Origin of the sequence: Kocuria tytonicola (genome assembly GCF_003687175.1) — a bacterium.
Taxonomy (GTDB): Bacteria; Actinomycetota; Actinomycetes; order Actinomycetales; family Micrococcaceae; genus Kocuria; species Kocuria tytonicola.
This window is the reverse complement of record NZ_RDEX01000001.1, coordinates 117,290-138,136: the sequence shown is the minus strand read 5'-3', so window position 1 is coordinate 138,136 and position 20,847 is coordinate 117,290. Positions and strand designations below refer to the sequence as shown.

The following is a 20,847-nucleotide window of genomic DNA, read 5'->3' as shown; positions in this document are numbered from 1 at the left end:
GCCGCTCGGGGGCGAACTCGTGGACCGCCTCGCCCGTGAGGAGCCCCTCACCTGGTGGAACCCCGCGGTGACGGACACCGCGAGCGGACTGGTGGCCTCCGGGATCGACCCCGCGATGGTGGCCGACGCGGCCGCCCGCCTGGAACGGTTCCGCCCCTGGATCGCGCAGACCTTCCCGGAGACCGCTGCGGCGAAGGGGCTCATCGAGTCCCCGCTGCAGGAAGCGACCGCGTGGGCGCGTGGTGCGGGGATCCGTGAGGGCCGGGTGCTGCTCAAGCGTGACGACATCCTGCCGGTGAGCGGTTCTGTCAAGGCTCGCGGGGGTGTGCACGAGGTGCTGCAGCACGCCGAATCCCTCGCCGTGGCGCACGGTCTGCTTCCGGGCCCGCCCCACCCCCCGGAGGAGGTGCCGGACTACGCCGTCTTCGCCACCGAGCCCTTCCGCCGGCTCATGGGCGCGCACCGCGTGGTGGTGGGCTCCACGGGGAACCTGGGGCTGTCTATCGGGATCATCTCCGCGGCACTCGGCCTGCAGGCCACGGTCCACATGTCCACGCACGCGCAGCAGTGGAAGAAGGACCTGCTGCGCTCCCGGGGTGTGGAGGTCGTGGAGCACAGCACGGACTACACGCAGGCGGTGGCGGCGGGTCGTGAGGCGGCCGAGGGGGACGAGTCCGTGCACTTCGTGGACGACGAGCACTCCCTGAGCCTCTTCGCGGGCTACGCCGTGGCCGGGTCCCGCGTCGTCGTGCAGCTGCGTGAGCGGGGCATCCCGGTGGACGCCGAGCACCCGCTGGTGGTGCACCTCCCGTGCGGCATCGGCGGCGCCCCGGGCGGAGTGGCCTACGGGCTGAAGCGGGAGTTCGGGGACGCCGTGCACTGCGTGTTCGTGGAGCCCACGCAGGCGCCGTGCATGCTGCTGGGTGTCCACACGGGGCGCCACGACGACATCTCGGTGGCCGAGCTGGGGCTGAGCACCCGCACCGTGGCGGACGGACTGGCCGTGGGCAGGCCCTCCGGGTTCGTGGGCCGCGCGGTGCAGGGCCTGATCGCGGGCTATGTCACGGCCTCGGACGAGCAGATGCTCGCCCGGGTCAAGAGCCTGTCCTCCTCTGAGGGCGTGATCGTGGAGCCGTCCGCGGCGGCCGCGCTCGAGGCCGTCCACCGGGTCGCCACGGCCTCGGCGGCAGGCGCGGCGGGCGACTGTCGGGCACGGGGGGTGCCGGCGGGCCATGACGACGCCGCCGCGCCAGAGATCCCCGTCGGCGCCACCCATCTCGCGTGGCTCACGGGCGGCGGCATGCTCCCGGATGAGGTCCGCGCGCGCTACACGGGGTGAGCGGGCGGCGTCGTCCTCCGGGAAGGCGTGGCCCGGAGCCCGGCTGAGATGGCCTCCCCGTTCCGCGGGCCGTGGCCGCCGAGGGAACGGCTGAGACCTCCCGCACAGGAAGGTGCACACAGTGCAAGTACTGCCGTACGATGAGCACCGTGACCGCCCAGCTGATTCCCTCGTGCCGCACCAGGGCCACGGGTGAACCCGCGGACAAGCGTGAGGTCATCCGGCTGCGCAACAGGCGGTCCATCATCACGGCGGCGGGTGAGCTCGCCACGGAGCGGGGCATCGCGGGAGTGGGCGTCAACGATCTCGCCGCGCGGGCGGGCGTCTCCCGCCGCACCATCTTCAACCACTTCCCATCCGCGCAGGACGCCGTCTTCGAGTACCTCTCGGGCCAGGTCACGGGCTTGATCGACCGCATGCTGCGGGAGCTTCCGGCGCCGGACCCGGGTGCGGGCACCGAGCTGGGGGACGTGTACCGGCAGCTGATGGAGGCCCTGCGCACCCCCACGCTGCTGGACGAGCTGCAGCCCGTGTTCTCCGTGGACCGCCAGGACACCCCGGCGGCATTCCTGTGGGAGTTCCGGGTGACCCGCACAGCGGTGGACCGCCTGGCGGACGTGCTGCGGGAGCGGCTGCCGCAGTACACGCCGTTCCAGATCCACCTGGTGGCCACCACGCTCATCAACTCCCTGGTCGAGTGCCTCGACGAGTGGCTCGCCCGGACGGACGGTGCCCTGGACGAGGCCGCCCGGCGCACCTGGAGCGGGCTGCTGGCCACTGCGCTGGCCGTGCTGGGGCGGGGCTTCGATGCGTGACGCCGCGGCGTCGTCGAGCAGCACGGGGTGACCGTCCCAGACCACCCACCACGGGGTGTGGGACCCCACCACTGACTTCACCGGCCGCCGTGCGCGGCCCACACAGCACGATTTTCCCGATTCGCTAGGAGAACTTCCGTGGCACGACTTCTGTACCGGCTGGGCAAGGGCGCAGCCGCTCACGCGTGGGCGGTGATTCTGGTGTGGGCCGCCGTCCTGGCGCTGGCCGTGGGCGGGGTGGCCCTGTCCGGGGTGCACCTGAGCAACGCCATCACCATTCCCGGCACCGAGACCCAGAACCTCGCGGACCGGCTCAAGGCGGAGATGCCCGAGGCGAACCAGGGAACCGGCCGCGTGGTGTTCTCCACGCAGGACGGCTCCGAGTTCACGCAGGCCCAGAAGGACGGCATCGCCGAGGCCCTGAAGCGGGTGGACGGGGTGGACGGTGTGGACTCCACCGTGAACCCGTTCGAGCGCCAGCAGCAGCTGGACGACGGCCGCCAGAAGCTCAAGGACGGCCGCGCGCAGCTGGACCAGGGCGAGCAGCGGATCGCCCAGCTCAAGAAGAGCCTCCCGCCGGGGGTCAGTGCCGAGCAGGTGCTCAAGCAGCGCGGCATGGACCCGGCCCAGATCGAGAAGCAGAAGGCGCAGCTCGAGGAGGGGGAGAAGACCTACGACCGCATGGGCGACTACCGTGTGGTCTCCAAGGGCGACAACTCCGCGATCAGCGTGGTCACGTTCACGGTGGAGCAGAACGCCGTGGAGGCGGACACCAAGACCGAGGTCATGGACGCCGTGCGCAACCACCCCGTGAAGGGCGTGGACGCCGAGTTCTCCCAGGAGATCGCCCAGGACATCTCCTCACTGGTGGGCCCGGCGGAGATCATCGGCGTGGTGATCGCGGCCATCGTCCTGCTGCTCATGCTGCGCGCCGTGGTCCCGGCCGTCCTGCCCGTGCTGACCGCCCTGCTGGGGGTGGCCGTGGCGGCGTCCGCCACGCTGGCGTTCTCCGGCGTGATCGACATGATGTCCGTGACCCCCATGCTCGGTGTGATGCTGGGGCTGGCCGTGGGCATCGACTACTCGTTGTTCGTGCTCAACCGGCACCGCCAGCAGCTGCGCACGGGCATGTCCGTGCGGGAGTCCATCGGGATGGCCGTGGGCACCTCCGGCACCGCGGTCTTCTTCGCGGCGCTCACGGTGATCGTGGCGCTGGTGGCACTCAACGTCGCGGGCATCCCGTTCCTGGGGCTGATGGGCACGGCCGGTGGTCTGGCCGTGGCCGTGGCACTGCTCATGACCCTCACGCTCACTCCCGCCCTGCTCTCCCTCGCGGGCAAGCGGGTGCTCCCGAAGAAGGTGCGCACCGCGGCACCGCGTGAGGACCAGATCGACCCGCACGACGTGCCGCTGCACCTGCGGCACCCCTGGATCACCACGCTCGCGTGCGTGGCCGTGCTGGTCGTCCTGGCGCTGCCCGCCCAGAGCATGCGTCTGGGGCTGCCGGACGCCTCCACCGAGGCGCAGGACAGTACCCAGTACAAGGCCTACCAGCGCATCGCGGAGGACTTCGGTGCGGGGGAGAACGGCCCCATCGCCGTGGTCGTGGATCTCCCGGAGGGCCTCTCGGAGGCGCAGGCCAAGGACAAGATGGACGCGGTGGCGGACCGGCTCGCGGACCAGGAGGACGTGGCGAACGTCCTGCAGGGCAGCACCACGGACGACCGCACCACCGGAGTGATCCAGGTGATCCCCGGGTCCGGCCCGGCGGAGGCTGCCACCGAGGAGCTCGTGGGCAGCATCCGCGGTCTCAACGACGGTCTGGAGAAGGACGAGGACGTTCACGTGGGCGTGGCCGGGACCACGGCCGCGAACATCGACGTGTCCCAGCTGCTCGGTGAGAAGCTGCCCCTCTACCTGGGGGTCGTGCTCGTCATCTCGCTGGTGCTGCTGCTCATGGTGTTCCGCTCCATCCTGGTCCCGGTGATCGCCACGGTGGGCTTCCTGCTCTCCGTCCTGGCGTCCTTCGGCGCCGTGGTGGCGGTCTACCAGTGGGGCTGGGGCGGCGCGCTGTTCGGCGTGCACGATCCCGGGCCCATCCTGAGCTTCCTGCCCACCCTGATGGTCGGCATCCTCTTCGGCCTGGCCATGGACTACCAGCTCTTCCTGGTCTCCGGCATGCGCGAAGCATACGTTCACGGGCATGCGCCGCGTCAGGCCGTGGTGTACGGCTTCAAGGCGGGCCGTTCGGTGGTCACCGCCGCGGCGATCATCATGATCTCCGTGTTCGCGGGCTTCATCTTCGCGGACCTCGCCATGATCCGGCCCATCGGCTTCGCCCTCTCGGGCGGCGTGCTCCTGGACGCCTTCGTGGTGCGCATGCTGCTGATCCCCGCGGTTATGCGGCTGCTCGGGGACAAGGCCTGGTGGATCCCGCGCTGGCTGGACCGCATCCTGCCGCGCGTTGACGTGGAGGGTGAGTCCCTCGCCCGCGAGGGCGCCGCCGCCGGTGCCGTCTCCGGTGCCACCGAGCAGGACGACGACGCCGCACGCCGCGCCCGCGCGCGGGGTCGCCACCGCGCGGAGACCGCCCACCGCCACCGGGCTGCCGCCCAGCGTGCTTCTGATCGCTCTGCCACCGAGCAGGGTGTTCCCCACCGGGGCGCCCAGGGTTCGGCCACCGAGGGAGTCGAGGACTCGACCGGCGCGCTGGATGAGGCCGCGGGACCGGGACGTGAGGGGACACCTCGCGCGGCAGAGCGCGCAACCGGTCCGGCGGGCGCCGCGGGAGCCGGGGCCGCGGCAGCAGCGGCGCTCGGCACGGCGGCTCAGGGTGCAGCGCACCCCGCGCCGGAGAACGAGACGGGCGCCCCCCGTTCCGGGACCACCGGCACGCCGGCTGCGGCCCACGCGGCCCGCCACGCGGCGTCGTCCCCGGAGCACGAGGAGGGCGCGGCGCCCACCGAGAGCGATCGGGTCCGTGCCCTGCGCTACGGCCGTCACGCGGCGGCGTCGGCGGACCACGCCGTGGCCGCCGTGGACGTGGCCCTCGTGCCCGCGGATGCCGCCCTGCGGCTGACCAACCAGGGGCTGCGGGTGCTGCCCAACGTGTGGGAGTCCGAGGAGAAGCTGCTCGCCTCCCTGGCCGCCGAGGACCGTGAGGAGGCCGCGCCGCACCGGGGCATGCACAAGCGTGCGGAGTTCGGGAAGGTCATGGTGGCGGGGTACCCGGTGGTCGTCGCGCGTCCGAAGGCGGCGCTCGCCCGTACGGACGCACCCGTGGTGATCCACTGGCACGGCGGCGCGTACGTGCACCCCGTGACCACCACGCACTGGCGGTGGATCGACGCCCTGATCCAGCGCACGGGTGCCACGGTGCTCGTGCCGGGCTACGGTCTCGCCCCGGACCACACGGTGGACGAGGCACTCGTGCTGGCCGACGGCGTGTGGGACCTGGCGCGCACGCTGGGCACCCGGGTGTTCGTCTCCGGCGACTCCGCGGGTGGCGGTCTGGCGGTGGCCCAGGCCATGCGGCTGCGCGACGCCGCGGCATCGCCCGCCCGGGAGACGCACCCGGGGGCGGCACCGTCCATCCCGGCGACGCCCGAGGGCCTGATCCTGATCTCCCCGTGGGTGGATGCGACCGTGAGCAACCCCGAGATCGAGGAGTACCGGGACGTGGACCACATGCTGGACACCGAGGGCCCCCGGGCCGCGGGCCGCTGGTGGGCGGGCACCCGTGAGGTGACCGACCCCGTGGTCAGCCCCGCGTTCGGGGACGTGCACGGGCTGCCGCGCACGTTCGTGCTGCAGGGGGACCGGGACATGCTCTACCCGGACACCATGGAGTTCGTCACGGACCTCGTGCGTGCCGGTGTGGACACCACCACGGTGGTGTGCGAGGGTGGCCCGCACGTGTACGCGCTGATGGTCTGGTCCGTCCGCGCCACCGAGGACCTGGACCGGGTGGTGCGCTGGATGGGTCACTGACCCGCACGGCGCCGAACAGAGCAGTGGGCCCGCAGGAGATCTCCTGCGGGCCCACTGCTGTCTCAGGTGGAGCTCAGTTCTCGGAGTCCTCCGAGGACTCGGGCGACTCGTCCTTGTGCCCGTGCTCCAGCACCACGCCGTCCTGGTTCTGACCGGTGGCCACCTGGATCTTGCGGGGCTGGGACTTGGGGGAGACCGGGATGGTCACGGTCAGCACGCCGTTGTCGTAGGCGGCCGTGATGTTCTCGGTGTCGATGCCCTGGCCCAGGTTCAGCTGGCGCACGAAGGAGTGGTTGCGGCGCTCCCGCACGATCCACTTGGTGTCCTTCTCCGCGGAGGGCAGACGGCGCTGTGCGCGGATGGTCAGCAGCTGGCCGTCCACGTCCACGTCCACGCTGGTGGGGTCGATGCCCGGCAGGTCCGCGGCGAGGTAGTAGTTGGAGCCCCGGCGGAAGAGGTCCATGGGCATCTGCTCCAGCCCGTTGCGGGTGGAGAGCACCTGGTTGGCGAAGTTCTGGACCTCGGAGAACGGATCGAAAGTAGCCATGACGGTCATTCCTTCCCTGTGCAGCACATCCGTGGTGTGCCCCGCTGCCCTGCTCGTCCCGCGGACGTGGAGCCATCACGTTTCTTGAGTCCCTCTGACTCAACTACGGAAAATATAGCACTCACCTCGACGGAGTGCCAGAGCTTGGGGCACAAATCTTGAGTGGCCACCGCTCAAGGCAAAGTCCTGCCCCCCCGGCGGCGGGGGCTTGCCGCTCCGGCGGCTCCCCGGCTGCCTGCTGCGCCGTGGTGGCCCGCGGAAGCCGGGCCACGGCGCCCCGAAAGGGTGGGCCACGGCGTCGTCGGCATCCGTAGGATGGTGGCCCCAGAGATCCGAACCGCGTCAGGAGGACCCCGTGCCCAAGGCGAAGAAGAACGGCCGCGCGCGGCAGGACGAGATCCCGTCCACGCTGCAGCGCTCCGACGAGAAGGCGCAGGACACGTTCGCACAGACCTGGGACTCCGCCCAGGACGAGTACCACGACGACGCCCGTGCCGCACGCACCGCGTGGGCGGCGATCAAGCACACCCACGAGAAGGTGGGGGACCACTGGGAGCCCAAGGAGGAGAACGGGCCGTCCGACGACAGTGCCGAGAAGGGCGGCCTGAACTCGGAGGACACCGCCGGGGGAGTGGACGCCAACGCCTCCAAGGAGCATCTCTACGAGATCGCGCAGGAGCTGGACGTGCAGGGCCGCTCGGGGATGACGAAGGACAAGCTGGTGGACGCCATCGAGAAGGCGAACGACAAGAAGACGCGGGACGCCCGGCAGTAGCCACTCCCCGAGCGTCCACGGTGACCGGGGTGCAGTTCCACCCACGAGAGCGCCGACACCGCGGGCAGAACTGCACCCCAGAACCTTTCGAGGGCGCGCAGGGAACGCGCTACAGCTGACGCGCCAGGAACACCGATGCGGTGGTGGACTCGTGGAAGGACTCCACGGGCTGGTAGCCCCGGTTGCGGAACATCGCGATGCCCTCGGTCATCTCGGGGTTGAGGGACACCACCGCCGTGAGCGCGCCGAACGCCCGGACCTTGTTCTCCAGGGCGCGCACGAGGGTGCGGGCGTGGCCCTTGCCGCGGTGCGCCGGGGCGACCCAGATCCGGCGCAGCTCCACACGCTCCTCGTCCAGCTTCCGGACCGCGCCGCACGCGATCACCTCGCCCGTGACGAGGTCCGTCATGAGGAAGAAGTCCCCGTGGGGCGGGGTGACGTCCTGGGGCCCGGTGACCTCCGTGAGCTCGGGGTCGAAGCCGCCGTCGATCCGGTGGTCGAGCTCGCTGAAATAGGCGCTCAGGGCCTGCCGCGTGTGCTCACTGGCGGCCTGACCCTCCACGATGCGGACCGGTTCGGTGGCGTTCATCCCACCATCGTGACAGCTGCGTGTCCTGTTCACCAGCACCCGCGTGGGGTAGTTTTCGTGCGTGACCGACACCCGTTCCAGCGCGAAACCGCGCCTCTCCGTCCTGGTTCCCACGCCGCTGCTGATCACGGAGATCACCGAGCCGGCCGCGTACCGCAACCGCAGCCCGCACGAGTCGGACGTGCACATGCACCCCGGTGGCCAGGGACTGTGGGTGGCCCGCATGGCGGGATCCCTCGGAGCGGACGTCTCGGTGAACGGCCCGTTCGGCGGGGAGCTGGGTGCGTTGATCCGCTCGATGCTGGACGGGCTGGGCATGCAGGTCAACGCCGTGCGCTACGGGTACGGCAACGGCGGCTACGTGTACGACCTGCGGGGCGACGACCGCGAGACCGTGGCCCACATGCCGCCGCCGGAGCTGTCCCGGCACGAGCTCGACGATCTCTACGGCACGGCGTTCGTGGACGCCCTCGCCTCGGACGTTCTCACGGTCACGGGGTCCGAGCCCGGGGACGTGGTGCCGGCGTCGTTCTTCGGCCGTCTCATCCGGGACACCCGGGACGCCGGGACCACCGTGGTGGCGGACCTCAGCGGCGCACCCGCGCTCGCGGCCGTGGACGCCCACGTGGACGTGCTGAAGATCAGCCACGAGGAGGTGCGGGACCTGGACCTCGCCCCGGACGACACCCCCGAGTCCCTCGTGGCAGCCGGGCGGGCGCTCGTGGAGCGGGGCGCGGGCGCCGTCGTCGTCTCCCGGGCCAAGGACCCGGCGCTGCTCGTGGAGCACGACGCGGTGCGCGAGGTCTCGGCGCCCTCGATCACCCCGCTGGACCACCGCGGCGCGGGGGACTCCATGACGGCCGGCATCTCCGTGGGGCTGGCGCGCGGCCTCGACCTCGTGGACGCCGTGGCACTCGGGGCCTCCGCCGGCGCGCTCAACGTGGCCCGGCGCGGCCTGGGGACAGGGAACCGGACCACCATCGAGAAGTTCGCGCGGCAGATCACGGTGCGCACCGTCTCCTGAGAGCCGGGGGCCCGCAACGCAGACCTCCCACCCTGGCCCGGGTGCCGGGCGCGTGCCACCATGGACCCCATGCACATCCTGGTCACCAATGACGACGGCATCTCGTCCCCGGGGCTGGCGGTTCTGGTGCGGGCCGCGCTGGACCGCGGGCACACCGTCACGGTGGCCGCGCCGGCCGAGGAGTACTCGGGTGCGAGCTCGTCCCTGTCCGGCGAGGAGATCGACGGGCGGATCGCCCTGGTGCCCGCGGACCCCCCGCACATGCCCGAGGGTGTGGAGTGCGTGGGGGTGCGGGCCGCCCCCGCCCTGATCGCGTTCCTCGCGTCCTACGGGGCGTTCGGCCCGCGCCCGGACATGGTGCTCTCGGGCGTGAACCTGGGTGCGAACACGGGCAAGGCCACGCTGCACTCGGGCACCGTGGGCGCCGTGCTCACGGCCGCGTCCCATGGCATCCCGGGCATTGCGGTCTCCATCACCTCGGGTGCCCCGCAGCACTGGGAGACGGCGCTGCTGGTCACGCGCTTCGCCCTGGAGCGCTGGGAGGGCCGGGCCTGCCACGAGTGGATCCTCAACCTCAACGTCCCGGACGTCGCCCCCGAGCGGCTGCGCGGTCTGAGGCCCGCGCGGCTCGCGAGCTTCGGCGCGGTGCAGGCGCAGATCGGGCGCGGGGACGAGAAGCACATCGCCGTGACCTACAGCGCGGAGACGGGTCCCGAGGAGCCGGACAGCGACCACCACCTCCTCACCCACGGCTGGGCCACCGCCACCCTGCTGCGCGCGCCGGTGGACGATCCCCACCAGGACCTGCGCACCGTCACCCCCGCGGAGCTCGGCATCGCGGACCCCGCTGCGGACGACGCCGCCGCCGCAGCCTCCCCGGGGAGCGTCACCGTGGACGCCGCCACGGTCATGCGCTGGACCTGAGGCTCACCGGTCCCCTGCCGGCGACCACGGCGGCCACCGGGGCCGCCCCGCCCGTCCCGCCCCCGCGGAGCCCGGTTCCCCACGCTCCATGCACGCGTACGCGACGAGGGGATAATCTTCCCGCCAGGAGAACTCGCCCGAGCGCCGTCGGCCACCGACCCAGGACGTGAGCGGGCACGAACCAGCTGCGGAGGCTTGACGATGGCATCGACACGAGCGGCGGACACGCAACCGAGCGACGTCGGGGGCGCACCCGCGCCCCAGCGGCGGGACTGGGTGGCGCTCGGGGCGCTCGCCGCGGGGCTCGGGATGATCGTGCTGGACGGCACGATCGTGGGCGTGGCCCTGCCCGCGATCATCTCCGACCTGCACCTGGACCTCACGGACGCCCAGTGGGTCAACAGCCTCTACGCGGTGCTGCTCGCGGCACTGCTGCTGTCCACGGGCAAGCTCGCGGACCGGTGGGGCCGCAAGACCATGTTCATGGCGGGGCTGCTGGTGTTCGCCGGGGGCAGCCTGCTGGCGGCGCTGTCCGGGACGGCGGGGGCGCTGATCGCGTCCCGCGCGGTGCAGGCGCTGGGCGCGGCGTTCATCATGCCGTCCACGCTGTCCACGGTGAACGCGCTGTTCCGCGGCAAGTACCGGGGGCCCGCGTTCGGCGTGTGGGGCGCGGTGATGTCCGGTGCGGCGGCCATCGGCCCGCTCGTGGGCGGCGCCCTGACCCACTGGGCGTCCTGGCACTGGATCTTCCTGGTGAACCTGCCCCTCGCCGCGATCATTGCGTTGGTGGGCTGGCGCAGCATCACCAACACCCGCAGCGACGTGCGCGAGCGCGGCGCGGACGTGGACGGCGCCATGCTCAGCGCCCTGGCGTTCGGTGCGCTGGTGTTCGCGATCATCGAGGGCCCGGCCATCGGCTGGCTCACCCCCACGGCGGACTTCTCGATCTTCGGCTGGGTGTGGCCGGCCACCGCGTCCGTGTCCGTCGTGGCAGTGGCGCTCGCGGTGGGACTCGTGGCGCTGGCGCTGTTCGTCGTGTGGGAGCGCCACCGGGCCCGCGTGCGCCGTTCCGCCCTGCTGGACCTGAACCTCTTCCAGGTGCGCACGTTCTCGTGGGGCAACCTCACGGCCGCCATGGTGGCCGTGGGTGAGTTCGCGATCATCTTCGTGCTGCCGCTCTACCTCACCAACGTGCTGGGGTTGAACATCATGCAGTCCGGCCTGGTGCTCGCGGCCATGGCGATCGGCGCGTTCATCTCCGGGGCGTCCGCGCGGCACCTCGCGGCGCGGTTCGGCGCTCCCGGGACGGTGCTGATCGGCCTGGGACTCGAGGTGGTGGGGGTCGCCGTGCTCGCGCTGCTCATGGGGCCCAGCACCTCGGCGTGGCTGATCGCCCTGCCGCTCGTGGGCTACGGCGTGGGCCTGGGGCTCGCCTCCGCGCAGCTCACCGGCACCGTGCTGCGGGACGTTCCCGTGGCGTCGTCGGGCCAGGCGTCCGCCACGCAGAGCACCGTGCGCCAGATCGGCTCGGCGCTGGGCACCGCCTTCGCGGGCGCGGCGCTGTCCGTGTCCATGGGGCTCACCCTGCCCGCCGCGCTCGGTGAGACCGGCCTGCAGCCCGGGCAGGCGGACCAGCTCGCGGAGGCCACCCGCCAGTCCGCGGGCGGCATGATCCCGCAGCTGCGGGAGCAAGCCGCCCAGCAGCCCTTGGGCCCGGAAACGCAGCACGTCGTGGACGCCCTTGCCACCGGGTTCACCCACGCCACGCAGTGGGCGCTCGCGATCGCCACGGGATTCATCGTGCTGGGCTTCGTCGGCGCACTCCAGGTCCGCCGGGCCGCGCGCCGGGAGGAGAAGGACGCCGCCTGAGCGGACGTGTCGGGGCTGCCGCTCTGACTGGCTGCTGGCTCTCCGCGGACGGCCCGGTGGACGACGCCGCTGGGTCGGCTTCGTATCTCTCGTCGCCCTGGGTGCGCTGCGGGCACAGTGGCCGAACGGCCATTGTCCGCGCCCGCCCGGTCTGAGACGGTGGAAGACCGGGAGATTCCCGGTGGAACAACCGGAGCAGGTGAGACGGCCATGTCCACGAGCGAACCGAGAACCGTCAGCGGACAGCAGGCCAGCAGGGCAGAAGCAGCCGGTGCCTCACGGTCGCAGCCCTGGGAACCACAGGGCAGGCGCAAGCAGATCCTGATGGCCGATCCGTACTACCCCCATACAGTGTTGCGCGCAGTGTTTCTGGCTGCAGTGATTTTTCTCGCCATGATGGGGCTGTCTCTGGTGTTGGCGCTGACGATCTGGCCGCATGAGATCGACCGGAGTTCGCTGGTGGCGCCTTCCATCTATGCGGTCATCTTTGCCGGTGGACAGCTTGCCCTGCACCGGTTCCGGGTGGGTCGACTCGAAGCGTGGGGGCGGATTCCGCCCAGGGGTGAAGCCAGGAGAATGCGGGGCGGGTGACTCCGGCCCTAACGGTGAGACCAGCTCCCCATCCCTCGCACCGCCGGCAGCGCGTACCAGCGGGCCAGCGGTGCGAGGTCCTCGACATCCTCCACCCCGTCCAGGGGCTGCCACCGCAGCTCGTCGATCTCGGCGGCCGGAGCAGGGGTCTCGGTGAGCGGTACGGAGCTGACGAACACGTGGCTGTGCAGCCCGTGGCCGGGCTCGTTCGCGGCGTCCGAGTGCCACTCGCCCACGGGGGTCATCTCCTCCGGTGACAGCTCGATCCCCAGTTCCTCCCGGACCTCGCGGACCCCGGTCTCCACGGCGCTCTCGCCCGCTTCGGGCTTGCCGCCCGGGAACATGAACATGCTGGTTCCTCGCTTGCGCACCATGAGTACATGGCCGTCCGAGGCGCGGCGCAGCACCACGCCGGTGACCTTGATGACGGGCCGTGCGGCGTCGTCGTCGGGGGCGGAAGCGGGGCCGGAGGCGGGGAGAGCATCATGGGAGGCGGACACCCGCCCAGTCTAAGGAGACACCGTGACCGACCCGCTGACCGACCTGCAGGTACCGATCGTCCAGGCGCCCATGGCGGGCGGCCCGTCCATCCCGGCGCTCGCGGTGGCCGTGGCGCGCGCCGGTGGGCTGGGGATGCTCGCCGCGGGGTACAAGACCGCGCAGGCCATGGCGGAGGAGATCCGGGTGGTCGCCGCGCACACGGACCGCTTCGGGGTGAACCTTTTCGTCCCGGAGCAGGACCCGTCCGATCCCGCGAACCTCGCCGCGTACGCCCAGGCCCTCGCCCCGCTCGCCGCGGAGCTGGGCATCCCGGCTCCCGCGGTGGGCGAGTACACGGACGACGACTACCCCGCCAAGCTCGACCATCTCGTGGCCCATCCCGTGCCGCTGGTCTCCTTCACGTTCGGTCTGCCGAGTGCGGCGGACGTGGCCCGGCTGCGGAAGGCGGGCAGCGCCGTCGTCCTCAATGCCACCACCGCCCGGGAGGTGACGGCCGCCGCCGAACTCGCGCCGGACGCCATCGTCGTCCAGGGCACCGAGGCCGGCGGGCACCGCGCCACCCACGGCCAGGCCGCGGAGCCGGAGGACATCACCACGACGGCGCTGCTCACCGCTGCGTGCGAGCTCACCGGGATCCCTCTGGTTGCCGCGGGCGGTGTGGCAAGCCGCGACGCCGCCGCGGACCTGCTGCGCCGCGGGGCCCGGGCCGTGCAGGTGGGCACGCTGTTCCTCACCGCGCAGGAGACGGGGACCAAACCCGCGCACCGTGAGGCCCTGCTGAGCGCAGACGGCGGGGAGACCGTGGTGACCCGGGCGTTCTCCGGACGGGCCGCACGCGCGCTGCGCAACCGCTTCACCGACCGCATGGCGGGGGCCCAGGTGAAGGGCTACCCCCAGGTGCACTACATGACGGCCCCCCTGCGGGCGGCCTCGAAGGACGACGCCCAGGGCCTGAACCTGTGGGCCGGCACGGGCTTCGCGGCGTGCCGGGCCACGACCGCGGAGGACGTCGTGGCCCAGTTCCGCGGGTTCTCGGCGAAGTAAAAGATCCCCGCTTGCTACCTACCATACGTATGGTAGGTTTACGGCATGACCACGAAACCTGACATCCTCGACGGCGCGCTGGAGGTCCTGCGCGCCGGCGACACCCTGACGCTGGATGCCGTCGCGAAGCGCGTGGGCATCACCAAGCCCGGCGTGGTGCACCACTTTCGCACCAAGGAGGCGCTGGCCGTCGCCGTGGTGGAGCACCTCCTGGACGCGTGGGAGGCGGAGCTGGTCCGGCGTGCGGGCCCGGACGCCACGGCCACGGACCTACTCCGCGCCTACGTGGAGCACACCCTGCTGGGCTCCATGGACCCCGCGGACCTCGCCCTGATGGCCGAGCCCAAGCTGCAGGAGAAGCTCTCGGCCCGCTGGGCCCGGCGCATGAACGCGTGGTTCGGGACGATCACGGACCCCCGCCTGCTGGCGGTGCGGCTGATCGCGGACGGCGCCTGGGTGGACCGGTGCCTGGGGGTCCTGGATGCGGACGAGACCCGGCGCGGCGCCGTCGTGCGGGTGGCCGTGCAGCTCATGGAGGAGGCGAGAACCCAGTGAAGAAGTGGATGTTCCTGGTGGCGGCGATCGCCATGGAGGTGACCGGATCCATCTCGCTCAAGGCGGCCATGGAGCACCCCGTGCTGTACGCGGTGGTCACCGTGGGGTACGCGGGGTCGTTCATCTCGCTGTTCATGGCCCTGCGCAACGGCATGAACCTGGGAGTGGGGTACGGCATCTGGGGCGCCACGGGTGTGGCGGCAACTGCCGTGCTCTCCCTGCTCATCTTCCACGAGCCCATCACCCTGCTCATGGGGATCGGGATCGTGGTGGTGATGGCCGGTGTGCTGCTGATCGAACTCGGGTCCCAGGCGGCCCAGAAGAAGGCTGAGGTGTCCTCATGACCGGTGCTGCTCTGCTCGCCCTTGCCGGGGCGATCGTCAGCGAGGTGACCGGAACCGTCTCGCTGCGCCTGGCCACCGGCGGCGGCAAACGGTGGTGGGTGGGCGCGATCGTCGGGTACGTCCTGGCGTTCGTGCTGCTCAGCGTGGTGCTCTCCCACGGCGTGCCCCTCGGGGTGGCGTACGGTGTCTGGTCCGCCACGGGTGTGGGGCTCACGGCGATCATCAGCCGCGTGTTCTTCAAGGAGCCATTCACCTGGGTCATGGGCCTGGGACTCGCGCTCATCATGGGCGGTGTGCTGCTCATCGAGTTCGGCGGGGGCCACTGAGCACTCGTACCGGCCGGGCCCCGGGGATAGTGTGAGGACAGGGCCGCAGCCCGGTGGAACACCGTGCCGGGCTGCGGCGTGCCGAGTGACCAACCCCGACCGACCACCGCAGGGAGACCCCATGACCACCCAGAAGATCGTGGCCGCCCCGGCCAAGGCCGCCATGTTCCTGGTCCTGACCGTCAACGAGGGCGCGGAGTCCCAGGTGGCGGACGTGCTCACCGAGGTGTCGGACCTCACCAAGGCCGTCTCGTTCCGGGTCCCCACGAGCGAGCTCATGTGCGTGGTGGGCGTGGGCTCGGACGCGTGGGACCGGCTCTTCGACGCGCCCCGACCTCAGGACCTGCACCCCTTCCGGGAGATCGCCGGGCCCGTCCACACCGCGGTGGCCACGCCGGGTGACCTGCTGATCCACCTCCGGGCCGGCACCCAGGACGTGTGCTTCGAGCTCGCGAAGCACCTCATGAAGCGTCTGGGCCCGCACGTGCACGTGGTGGACGAGGTCCACGGCTTCAAGTTCTTCGAGGAGCGGGATCTGCTGGGCTTCGTGGACGGCACCGCCAATCCGGAGGGCGACGCCGCCGTCGCGGCCGCCCTCGTGGGGGACGGTGACCCCGCCTACCGCGGTGGCAGCTACGTGCACGTGCAGAAGTACCTGCACGACATGGCCGCGTGGGAGGCCCTCTCGGTGGAGGAGCAGCAGCGGGTGATCGGCCGCTCCAAGCTGGAGGACATCGAGATGCCGGACGAGGAGAAGCCCGCCAACTCGCACGTGGCCCTCAACGACCTCGACGACGTGGCCGGCCGCCCGCGCGAGATCGTGCGGGACAACATGCCCTTCGGGTGGGTGGGCTCCGAGGAGTTCGGCACGTACTTCATCGGCTACGTCGCGGACCCCTCGGTGACCGAGACCATGCTCCAGAACATGTTCCTGGGCAACCCGCGCGGCACCTACGACCGCATCCTGGACTTCTCCACCGCGCAGACCGGCGGCCTGTTCTTCGCACCGCCGCAGTCCTTCCTGGACGACCCCTCCAGCGTCAGCGCCTGAGAGAAGAACCCGCCGCGCCCTCCCCACGAGGTGCACGGCGGGCCCAGTCCGGGGCGGGCCGTCAGCCCTTGCGGAGGAACCTCCCGAAGAACTCCGCGAGCTCGGCGGTGGCGTCCAGGGGCAGCACGGCGGCCACGTAGTGGTCCGGGCGGACCACCACCACGGCGCCGTCGCGGCTGATCTTCCGGAGGTCGAAGATGTCCTCACCGGGGATCGCGGCGTAGACGCGCTCCCAGTAGTTCAGTTCGAGCGGGCCCACCCGGGGCTTGAACGCGCGTGGGACGGTATTGATGTCCACCTGGTCGTAGGGCTGCTGGTAGGTGACGTCCACGTCGAAGAGCGTGGCCTCACCCTCGCCCTCGCGGCGGTAGGCCACCAGCGGGGACGCGGGGTCGTTCTGCAGCCACTCGGCGAACGCCGCGGTGGGGGAGTTCGCCCCGGCCACGGCGGAGTCCGCGTACACGTGGATGCGCCAGCGCCCGTCCGCGGTGGCCTCGTGGCCCTGGTGGACCACCATGGCGTCGCACACGCGCTGGACCCGGGCGGACTTGAAGCGCTTGCCCACGGGCCAGCCCTGCGCGAGGTCCTGGTGCTCGGTGCCGGCGACGATCAGCGAGGGCTGGTACTCGGTCATGAATCCCGCGGGGAACTCGGCCGTCTTGACGTAGAACTCCTCCAGGTACTTGGGGTCCGGGAGCTTGTCCTGCGGGGTGGCCATGAGCGTGGACCACTCGCGGTCGAAGTCGATCAGGTTCTTGGCGATCACCTGGCGCTCCTCCGAGTAGGTGTCCAGGAGGGACGCGTCCGCCCGCCCGGAGAGCACCGCGCCGAGCTTCCAGCCCAGGTTCCAGCCGTCCTGCATGGACACGTTCATGCCCTGCCCGGCCTTCGCGGAGTGGGTGTGGCACGCGTCCCCGGCAATGAACACCCGGGGGCAGCGGGTGCCGCGGTCCTCAGTGTCCACGTCGTCGAAGTGGTCCGTGAGGCGGTGTCCCACCTCGTACACGGAGGACCACGCCACGGACTTCACGTCCACGGAGTACGGGTGGATGATCTGGTTGGCCCGCCGGATCACCTCCTCGATGGGGGTCTTGCGGATCTCGTGGTTGTCGTCCTCCGGCACCTCGCCCAGGTCCACGTACATGCGGAACAGCAGCCCGCCCTCGCGGGGGATGTGCAGGATGGAGCCGTGCACGGAGTTGATCGCGCACTTGGTGCGGATGTCCGGGAAGTCGGTGTTGGCCAGCACGTCCATGACGCCCCACGCGTGGTTCGCACCCTGGCCCTCGAGCCTGCGCCCGATCGACTTGCGCACGCGGGACGCGGCGCCGTCGCACCCGAAGACGTACTTGGCGCGCACGGTGCGCTCCTCGCCCTCGCGGGGGCCGGCCACGTGGCGGACGGTCACGGCCACGGGGTGCTCGTGCTCCTGGTCGATCTCCAGGCCCACGAACTCGATGCCGTAGTCCGGCTCGATCCTCCCCGGGCCCCGCTTGGCGGAGCGCAGGAAGTAGTCCATCACGCGGGCCTGGTTCACGATCATGTGCGGGAACTCGGAGACCCCGTGGGGGTCGTCCGCGGGGCGCCCGGTGCGCACGATGTTCTGCGGGTTCGTGGGGTCCGGGTTCCAGAAGCACATCTCGCGCAGCATGAAGGCTTCCTGGATGATCTCCTGCGCGAAGCCGAAGGACTGGAAGGTCTCCACGCTGCGTGCCTGGATACCGTCCGCCTGACCGATCTCCAGGCGCCCGGGGCGCCGCTCGATCAGCCGCGTGCTCACCTCCGGGTACTGGGAGAGCTGCGCGGCGGCGATCACACCGGCCGGGCCGGACCCCACGATGAGCACGTCCATGGTGTCCGGGAGCTCCTGGGCGCGGTCCACGCCGTACCCGCGGGCCTCCTCGATCCGGGGGTCCTCGGAGACGTATCCGTTCTGATGAAAGAGCATGCCTTCTCCTGCGTTCTGCGGTGGTGTGGGCCGAGGGCCCGTCCCGGGCGGAGCCACGGTGCCCGCTGCCCGGTGGATCGGTGGAGTCCACGTCTGTTGCCTGGATCATATACGATGTGTGGCCCACGCAACAGGGGGCGTTCCCCGCCTGACGACGCCGCCCGGCCCGGTCCCGCTCGGACCATTCCCGCCCCGAATTTCCGGACCTCGGGAGACAGCTCACGGCTTTCCGGGGAGAATGGTGTGACGTGAACCACTTGCCCGTCCCGGCAGGATAATATACGATTTCGAATAACATTCTGCCGACCACGAGGAGGCGGTCCCGGTGACCGAGAACCCCCAGAACGCCCAGAGCACCCTCGGCGGGACCCACGGTGCGCGGCCGGTCCCCGTGCGGCCCGGCAAGATCATCGCGGTGCACGTGGCCTACGAGTCCCGCGCCGCGCAGCGCGGCCGCAAGCCCGCCGTGCCCTCCTACTTCCTCAAGCCCGGGAGCTCCCTGGCGGGTTCCGGTGCCGCCGTGGAACGCCCCGCCGGCACCGAGCTGCTGGCCTTCGAGGGGGAGATCGCCCTGGTGGTCGGCACGCCCGCCCGCAACGTGTCCCTCGAGGACGCCTGGGACCACGTGGCGGCCGTGACGGCCTCCAACGACTGGGGCCTCTACGACCTGCGCGCCGCGGACAAGGGCTCCAACCTGCGCAACAAGGGCCGGGACGGCTACACCTCCCTGGGTCCCTCGCTCCTCGACGCCCGCGAGGTCTCCCCGGAGCAGCTCCGGGTGCGCACGTGGCTCAACGGGGAGCTGGTGCAGGAGGACACCACCGCACCCGAGAACATGATCTTCCCCCTGCCCCAGTTCGTGGCGGACCTCTCCCAGCACGTGACGCTGGAGGAGGGGGACGTGATCCTCACCGGAACCCCCGCGGGCTCCTCCGTGGCCCGGCCCGGGGACGTCGTGGAGGTGGAGGTCGATGCGCCGTCGGCCCCCGGAGCGCCGTCGTCCGGTCGCCTGGTGAGCCGCGTGACCGAGGGGACCGAGCCGTTCGACGAGGGCCTGGGAGCCATGCCCGCCGTGGACGACACCCAGCGCGAAGAGGCGTGGGGGTCCCGCGCCGCCGCCGGTCTGCCCGAGCAGGGCGCCGCGCACGCGCTGAGCCCGCAGCTGCGCGCGAAGCTCGAGAAGGCCCCCACCGCGGGACTCTCCGCCCAGCTGCGCAAGCGCGGGCTGAACAACGTGGTGGTGGCGGACGTCTTCCCGCAGACTCCCGGCAGCAAGCTCGTGGGCACCGCCAAGACGCTGCGCTTCGTGCCCAACCGCGAGGACCTCTTCACGACCCACGGCGGGGGCTACAACGCCCAGAAGCGCGCGTTCGACGCCGTGGGCGAGGGTGAGGTGATCGTGATCGAGGCCCGCGGGGAGACCGGTTCCGCGACCCTCGGTGACGTCCTCGCGCTGCGCGCCCGCCACAACGGTGCGGCCGGCGTGGTCACGGACGGCGGCGTGCGCGACTACGCCGCGGTGCAGGAGATCGGGCTGCCCGTGTTCTGCAAGGGCCCCAACCCCGCAGTGCTCGGCCGGCGCCACGTGCCGTGGGAGTCGGACGTGGCCGTGGCCTGCGGCAACGTCACCGTGCTCCCGGGTGACGTGGTCGTGGGGGACGACGACGGCGTCGTCGTGATCCCGCGCGCGCTCGCCGAGGAGGTGGCCCAGGACGCCCTGGCCAAGGAGCACGAGGACGGCTGGGTGGCCGAGCGCGTGGCCGAGGGCCACCCGGTGGACGGGTTGTTCCCGCCCACCGGGCAGTGGAAGGAGAAGTTCCAGCAGTGGCTGTCCGAGAACCCCCTGCCCTCCGAGTGACCCGCCGCCGCGCCCCCCGCCCCTGACCCGAACCGAGGAACCCATGCCCCTGACCGCGGACACCGCGACCGCCGCCCCGTCCAAGGCGCAGCGGGCGTACGACTGGATCAAGTCCCAGATCATGACCCAGGCGTTCTCGCCGGGCTACCGCCTGGTGCTCGCGACCATCGCGGAGACCCTGAGCATGTCCGTGGTGCCGGTGCGCGAGGCCATCCGCCGGCTGGAGGCGGAAGGGTTCGTGACGTTCGAGCGCAACGTGGGGGCGCGTGTGTCCATGGTGGACGGGGAGCAGTACCGCTTCAGCATGGAGACGCTGGCGGTGCTGGAGGGAGCGGCCACCGCGCAGGCGGCGGCGCTGATCACCGCCGCGGACCTGGCCCACGCCCGGGAGCTCAATGCCTCCATGGAGGCATCCCTGCAGAACTTCGACCCGCAGACCTTCACCGAGACCAACCACGAGTTCCACCGTGTGCTCGCGTGCCGGTGCCCCAACGAGCGTCTCAACGACCTGGTCACGGTGGAGTGGGAGCGCCTGAACCACCTGCGGACCTCCACGTTCTCGTTCGTGCCGGAGCGCGCCCGCGCCTCGGTGACCGAGCACCACCACATCCTCCACCTCCTCGAGACCCACGCCCCGGCGGACGCCGTGGAGCGCGCAGTGCGCCAGCACCGCACGGCAACGCTGACGAGCTACCTCAGCAGCCGCGAGGACCGCGGCGAGGCGCAGCACCGCACCGCGTGACCCGCCGACAGCAGT

General features: G+C 71.5%; 19 protein-coding genes. 15 read left to right on the top strand and 4 right to left on the bottom strand.

The features are described from left to right. The first annotated feature begins 19 nt into the window (after positions 1–19). The 3 genes from EAE32_RS00635 to EAE32_RS00625 all read left to right on the top strand — a co-directional run bounded on the left by EAE32_RS00635 (position 20) and on the right by EAE32_RS00625 (position 6,144). The gene (locus tag EAE32_RS00635; protein ID WP_243635523.1) at positions 20–1,339 is read left to right on the top strand and encodes a D-serine ammonia-lyase; all 1,320 of its coding nucleotides are present in this window, start codon (positions 20–22) and stop codon (positions 1,337–1,339) included. Between the two features lie 140 nt (positions 1,340–1,479). Next, entirely contained in the window at positions 1,480–2,154 is a 675-nt protein-coding gene (locus tag EAE32_RS00630) for a TetR/AcrR family transcriptional regulator (protein ID WP_243635522.1), read from the top strand. Positions 2,155–2,292: 138 nt separating this feature from the next. Continuing rightward, a complete protein-coding gene (locus tag EAE32_RS00625; RefSeq protein ID WP_121863834.1) occupies positions 2,293–6,144 on the top strand; it encodes an MMPL family transporter in 3,852 nt (1,283 codons plus the stop codon). Positions 6,145–6,217: 73 nt separating this feature from the next. Here EAE32_RS00625 and EAE32_RS00620 read toward each other — a convergent pair whose 3' ends face one another. Beyond that, on the bottom strand, positions 6,218–6,691 hold the full coding sequence (locus EAE32_RS00620) for an Hsp20/alpha crystallin family protein (protein WP_121845377.1): 474 nt from the start codon (positions 6,689–6,691) through the stop codon (positions 6,218–6,220). A 355-nt stretch (positions 6,692–7,046) separates the two neighbouring features. On the opposite strand from EAE32_RS00620, the gene EAE32_RS00615 reads away from it, so the two are divergent. After that, on the top strand, positions 7,047–7,466 hold the full coding sequence (locus tag EAE32_RS00615) for a ChaB family protein (protein ID WP_121863833.1): 420 nt from the start codon (positions 7,047–7,049) through the stop codon (positions 7,464–7,466). 109 nt (positions 7,467–7,575) lie between these two features. Here the strand turns inward: EAE32_RS00615 and EAE32_RS00610 are convergent, their stop codons facing one another. After that, positions 7,576–8,055 (bottom strand): GNAT family N-acetyltransferase, encoded by a 480-nt coding sequence (locus EAE32_RS00610; protein ID WP_121863832.1) that lies wholly within the window; start codon positions 8,053–8,055, stop codon positions 7,576–7,578. Positions 8,056–8,116: 61 nt separating this feature from the next. Here EAE32_RS00610 and EAE32_RS00605 point away from each other — a divergent pair, with 61 nt between their 5' ends. The 4 genes from EAE32_RS00605 (at position 8,117) to EAE32_RS00590 (ending at position 12,463) form a co-directional block, all read left to right on the top strand. Beyond that, on the top strand, positions 8,117–9,079 hold the full coding sequence (locus tag EAE32_RS00605) for a 1-phosphofructokinase family hexose kinase (RefSeq protein ID WP_121863831.1): 963 nt from the start codon (positions 8,117–8,119) through the stop codon (positions 9,077–9,079). Positions 9,080–9,148: 69 nt separating this feature from the next. Further along, positions 9,149–10,003, top strand: coding sequence for a 5'/3'-nucleotidase SurE (gene surE, locus EAE32_RS00600; protein WP_121863830.1), 855 nt, complete (start codon positions 9,149–9,151; stop codon positions 10,001–10,003). A gap of 201 nt (positions 10,004–10,204) precedes the next feature. Further along, positions 10,205–11,872, top strand: a complete 1,668-nt coding sequence (locus tag EAE32_RS00595) for an MFS transporter (protein ID WP_121845382.1) — start codon at positions 10,205–10,207, stop codon at positions 11,870–11,872. Positions 11,873–12,082: 210 nt separating this feature from the next. Continuing rightward, a complete protein-coding gene (locus EAE32_RS00590; protein ID WP_121863829.1) occupies positions 12,083–12,463 on the top strand; it encodes a hypothetical protein in 381 nt (126 codons plus the stop codon). 8 nt (positions 12,464–12,471) lie between these two features. Here the strand turns inward: EAE32_RS00590 and EAE32_RS00585 are convergent, their stop codons facing one another. Continuing rightward, entirely contained in the window at positions 12,472–12,963 is a 492-nt protein-coding gene (locus EAE32_RS00585) for an NUDIX hydrolase (RefSeq protein ID WP_121863828.1), read from the bottom strand. A gap of 22 nt (positions 12,964–12,985) precedes the next feature. On the opposite strand from EAE32_RS00585, the gene EAE32_RS00580 reads away from it, so the two are divergent. From EAE32_RS00580 to EAE32_RS00560, 5 genes are all read left to right on the top strand, one after another. Continuing rightward, positions 12,986–14,008, top strand: a complete 1,023-nt coding sequence (locus EAE32_RS00580) for an NAD(P)H-dependent flavin oxidoreductase (protein ID WP_121863827.1) — start codon at positions 12,986–12,988, stop codon at positions 14,006–14,008. A gap of 45 nt (positions 14,009–14,053) precedes the next feature. Continuing rightward, complete coding sequence (locus tag EAE32_RS00575) at positions 14,054–14,563, top strand: TetR/AcrR family transcriptional regulator (protein WP_121863826.1); 510 nt, start codon at positions 14,054–14,056, stop codon at positions 14,561–14,563. Then, entirely contained in the window at positions 14,560–14,907 is a 348-nt protein-coding gene (locus EAE32_RS00570) for a DMT family transporter (RefSeq protein ID WP_121845387.1), read from the top strand. The genes EAE32_RS00575 and EAE32_RS00570 overlap by 4 nt, the downstream gene beginning before the upstream one ends. Next, entirely contained in the window at positions 14,904–15,233 is a 330-nt protein-coding gene (locus EAE32_RS00565) for a DMT family transporter (protein WP_121845388.1), read from the top strand. The genes EAE32_RS00570 and EAE32_RS00565 overlap by 4 nt, the downstream gene beginning before the upstream one ends. Positions 15,234–15,354: 121 nt before the next feature. Beyond that, positions 15,355–16,284 carry a Dyp-type peroxidase gene (locus EAE32_RS00560; protein WP_121863825.1) on the top strand — a complete coding sequence of 310 codons (930 nt, stop codon included), beginning with the start codon at positions 15,355–15,357 and terminating at the stop codon, positions 16,282–16,284. A gap of 61 nt (positions 16,285–16,345) precedes the next feature. Here the strand turns inward: EAE32_RS00560 and EAE32_RS00555 are convergent, their stop codons facing one another. Then, positions 16,346–18,232, bottom strand: a complete 1,887-nt coding sequence (locus tag EAE32_RS00555) for an FAD-binding monooxygenase (protein ID WP_121863824.1) — start codon at positions 18,230–18,232, stop codon at positions 16,346–16,348. 325 nt (positions 18,233–18,557) lie between these two features. Between EAE32_RS00555 and EAE32_RS00550 the strand changes: the two genes are divergently transcribed. Beyond that, entirely contained in the window at positions 18,558–20,090 is a 1,533-nt protein-coding gene (locus EAE32_RS00550; protein WP_121863823.1) for a fumarylacetoacetate hydrolase family protein, read from the top strand. Positions 20,091–20,133: 43 nt separating this feature from the next. Further along, positions 20,134–20,832, top strand: a complete 699-nt coding sequence (locus tag EAE32_RS00545) for a GntR family transcriptional regulator (protein ID WP_121863822.1) — start codon at positions 20,134–20,136, stop codon at positions 20,830–20,832. Positions 20,833–20,847 lie beyond the last annotated feature (15 nt).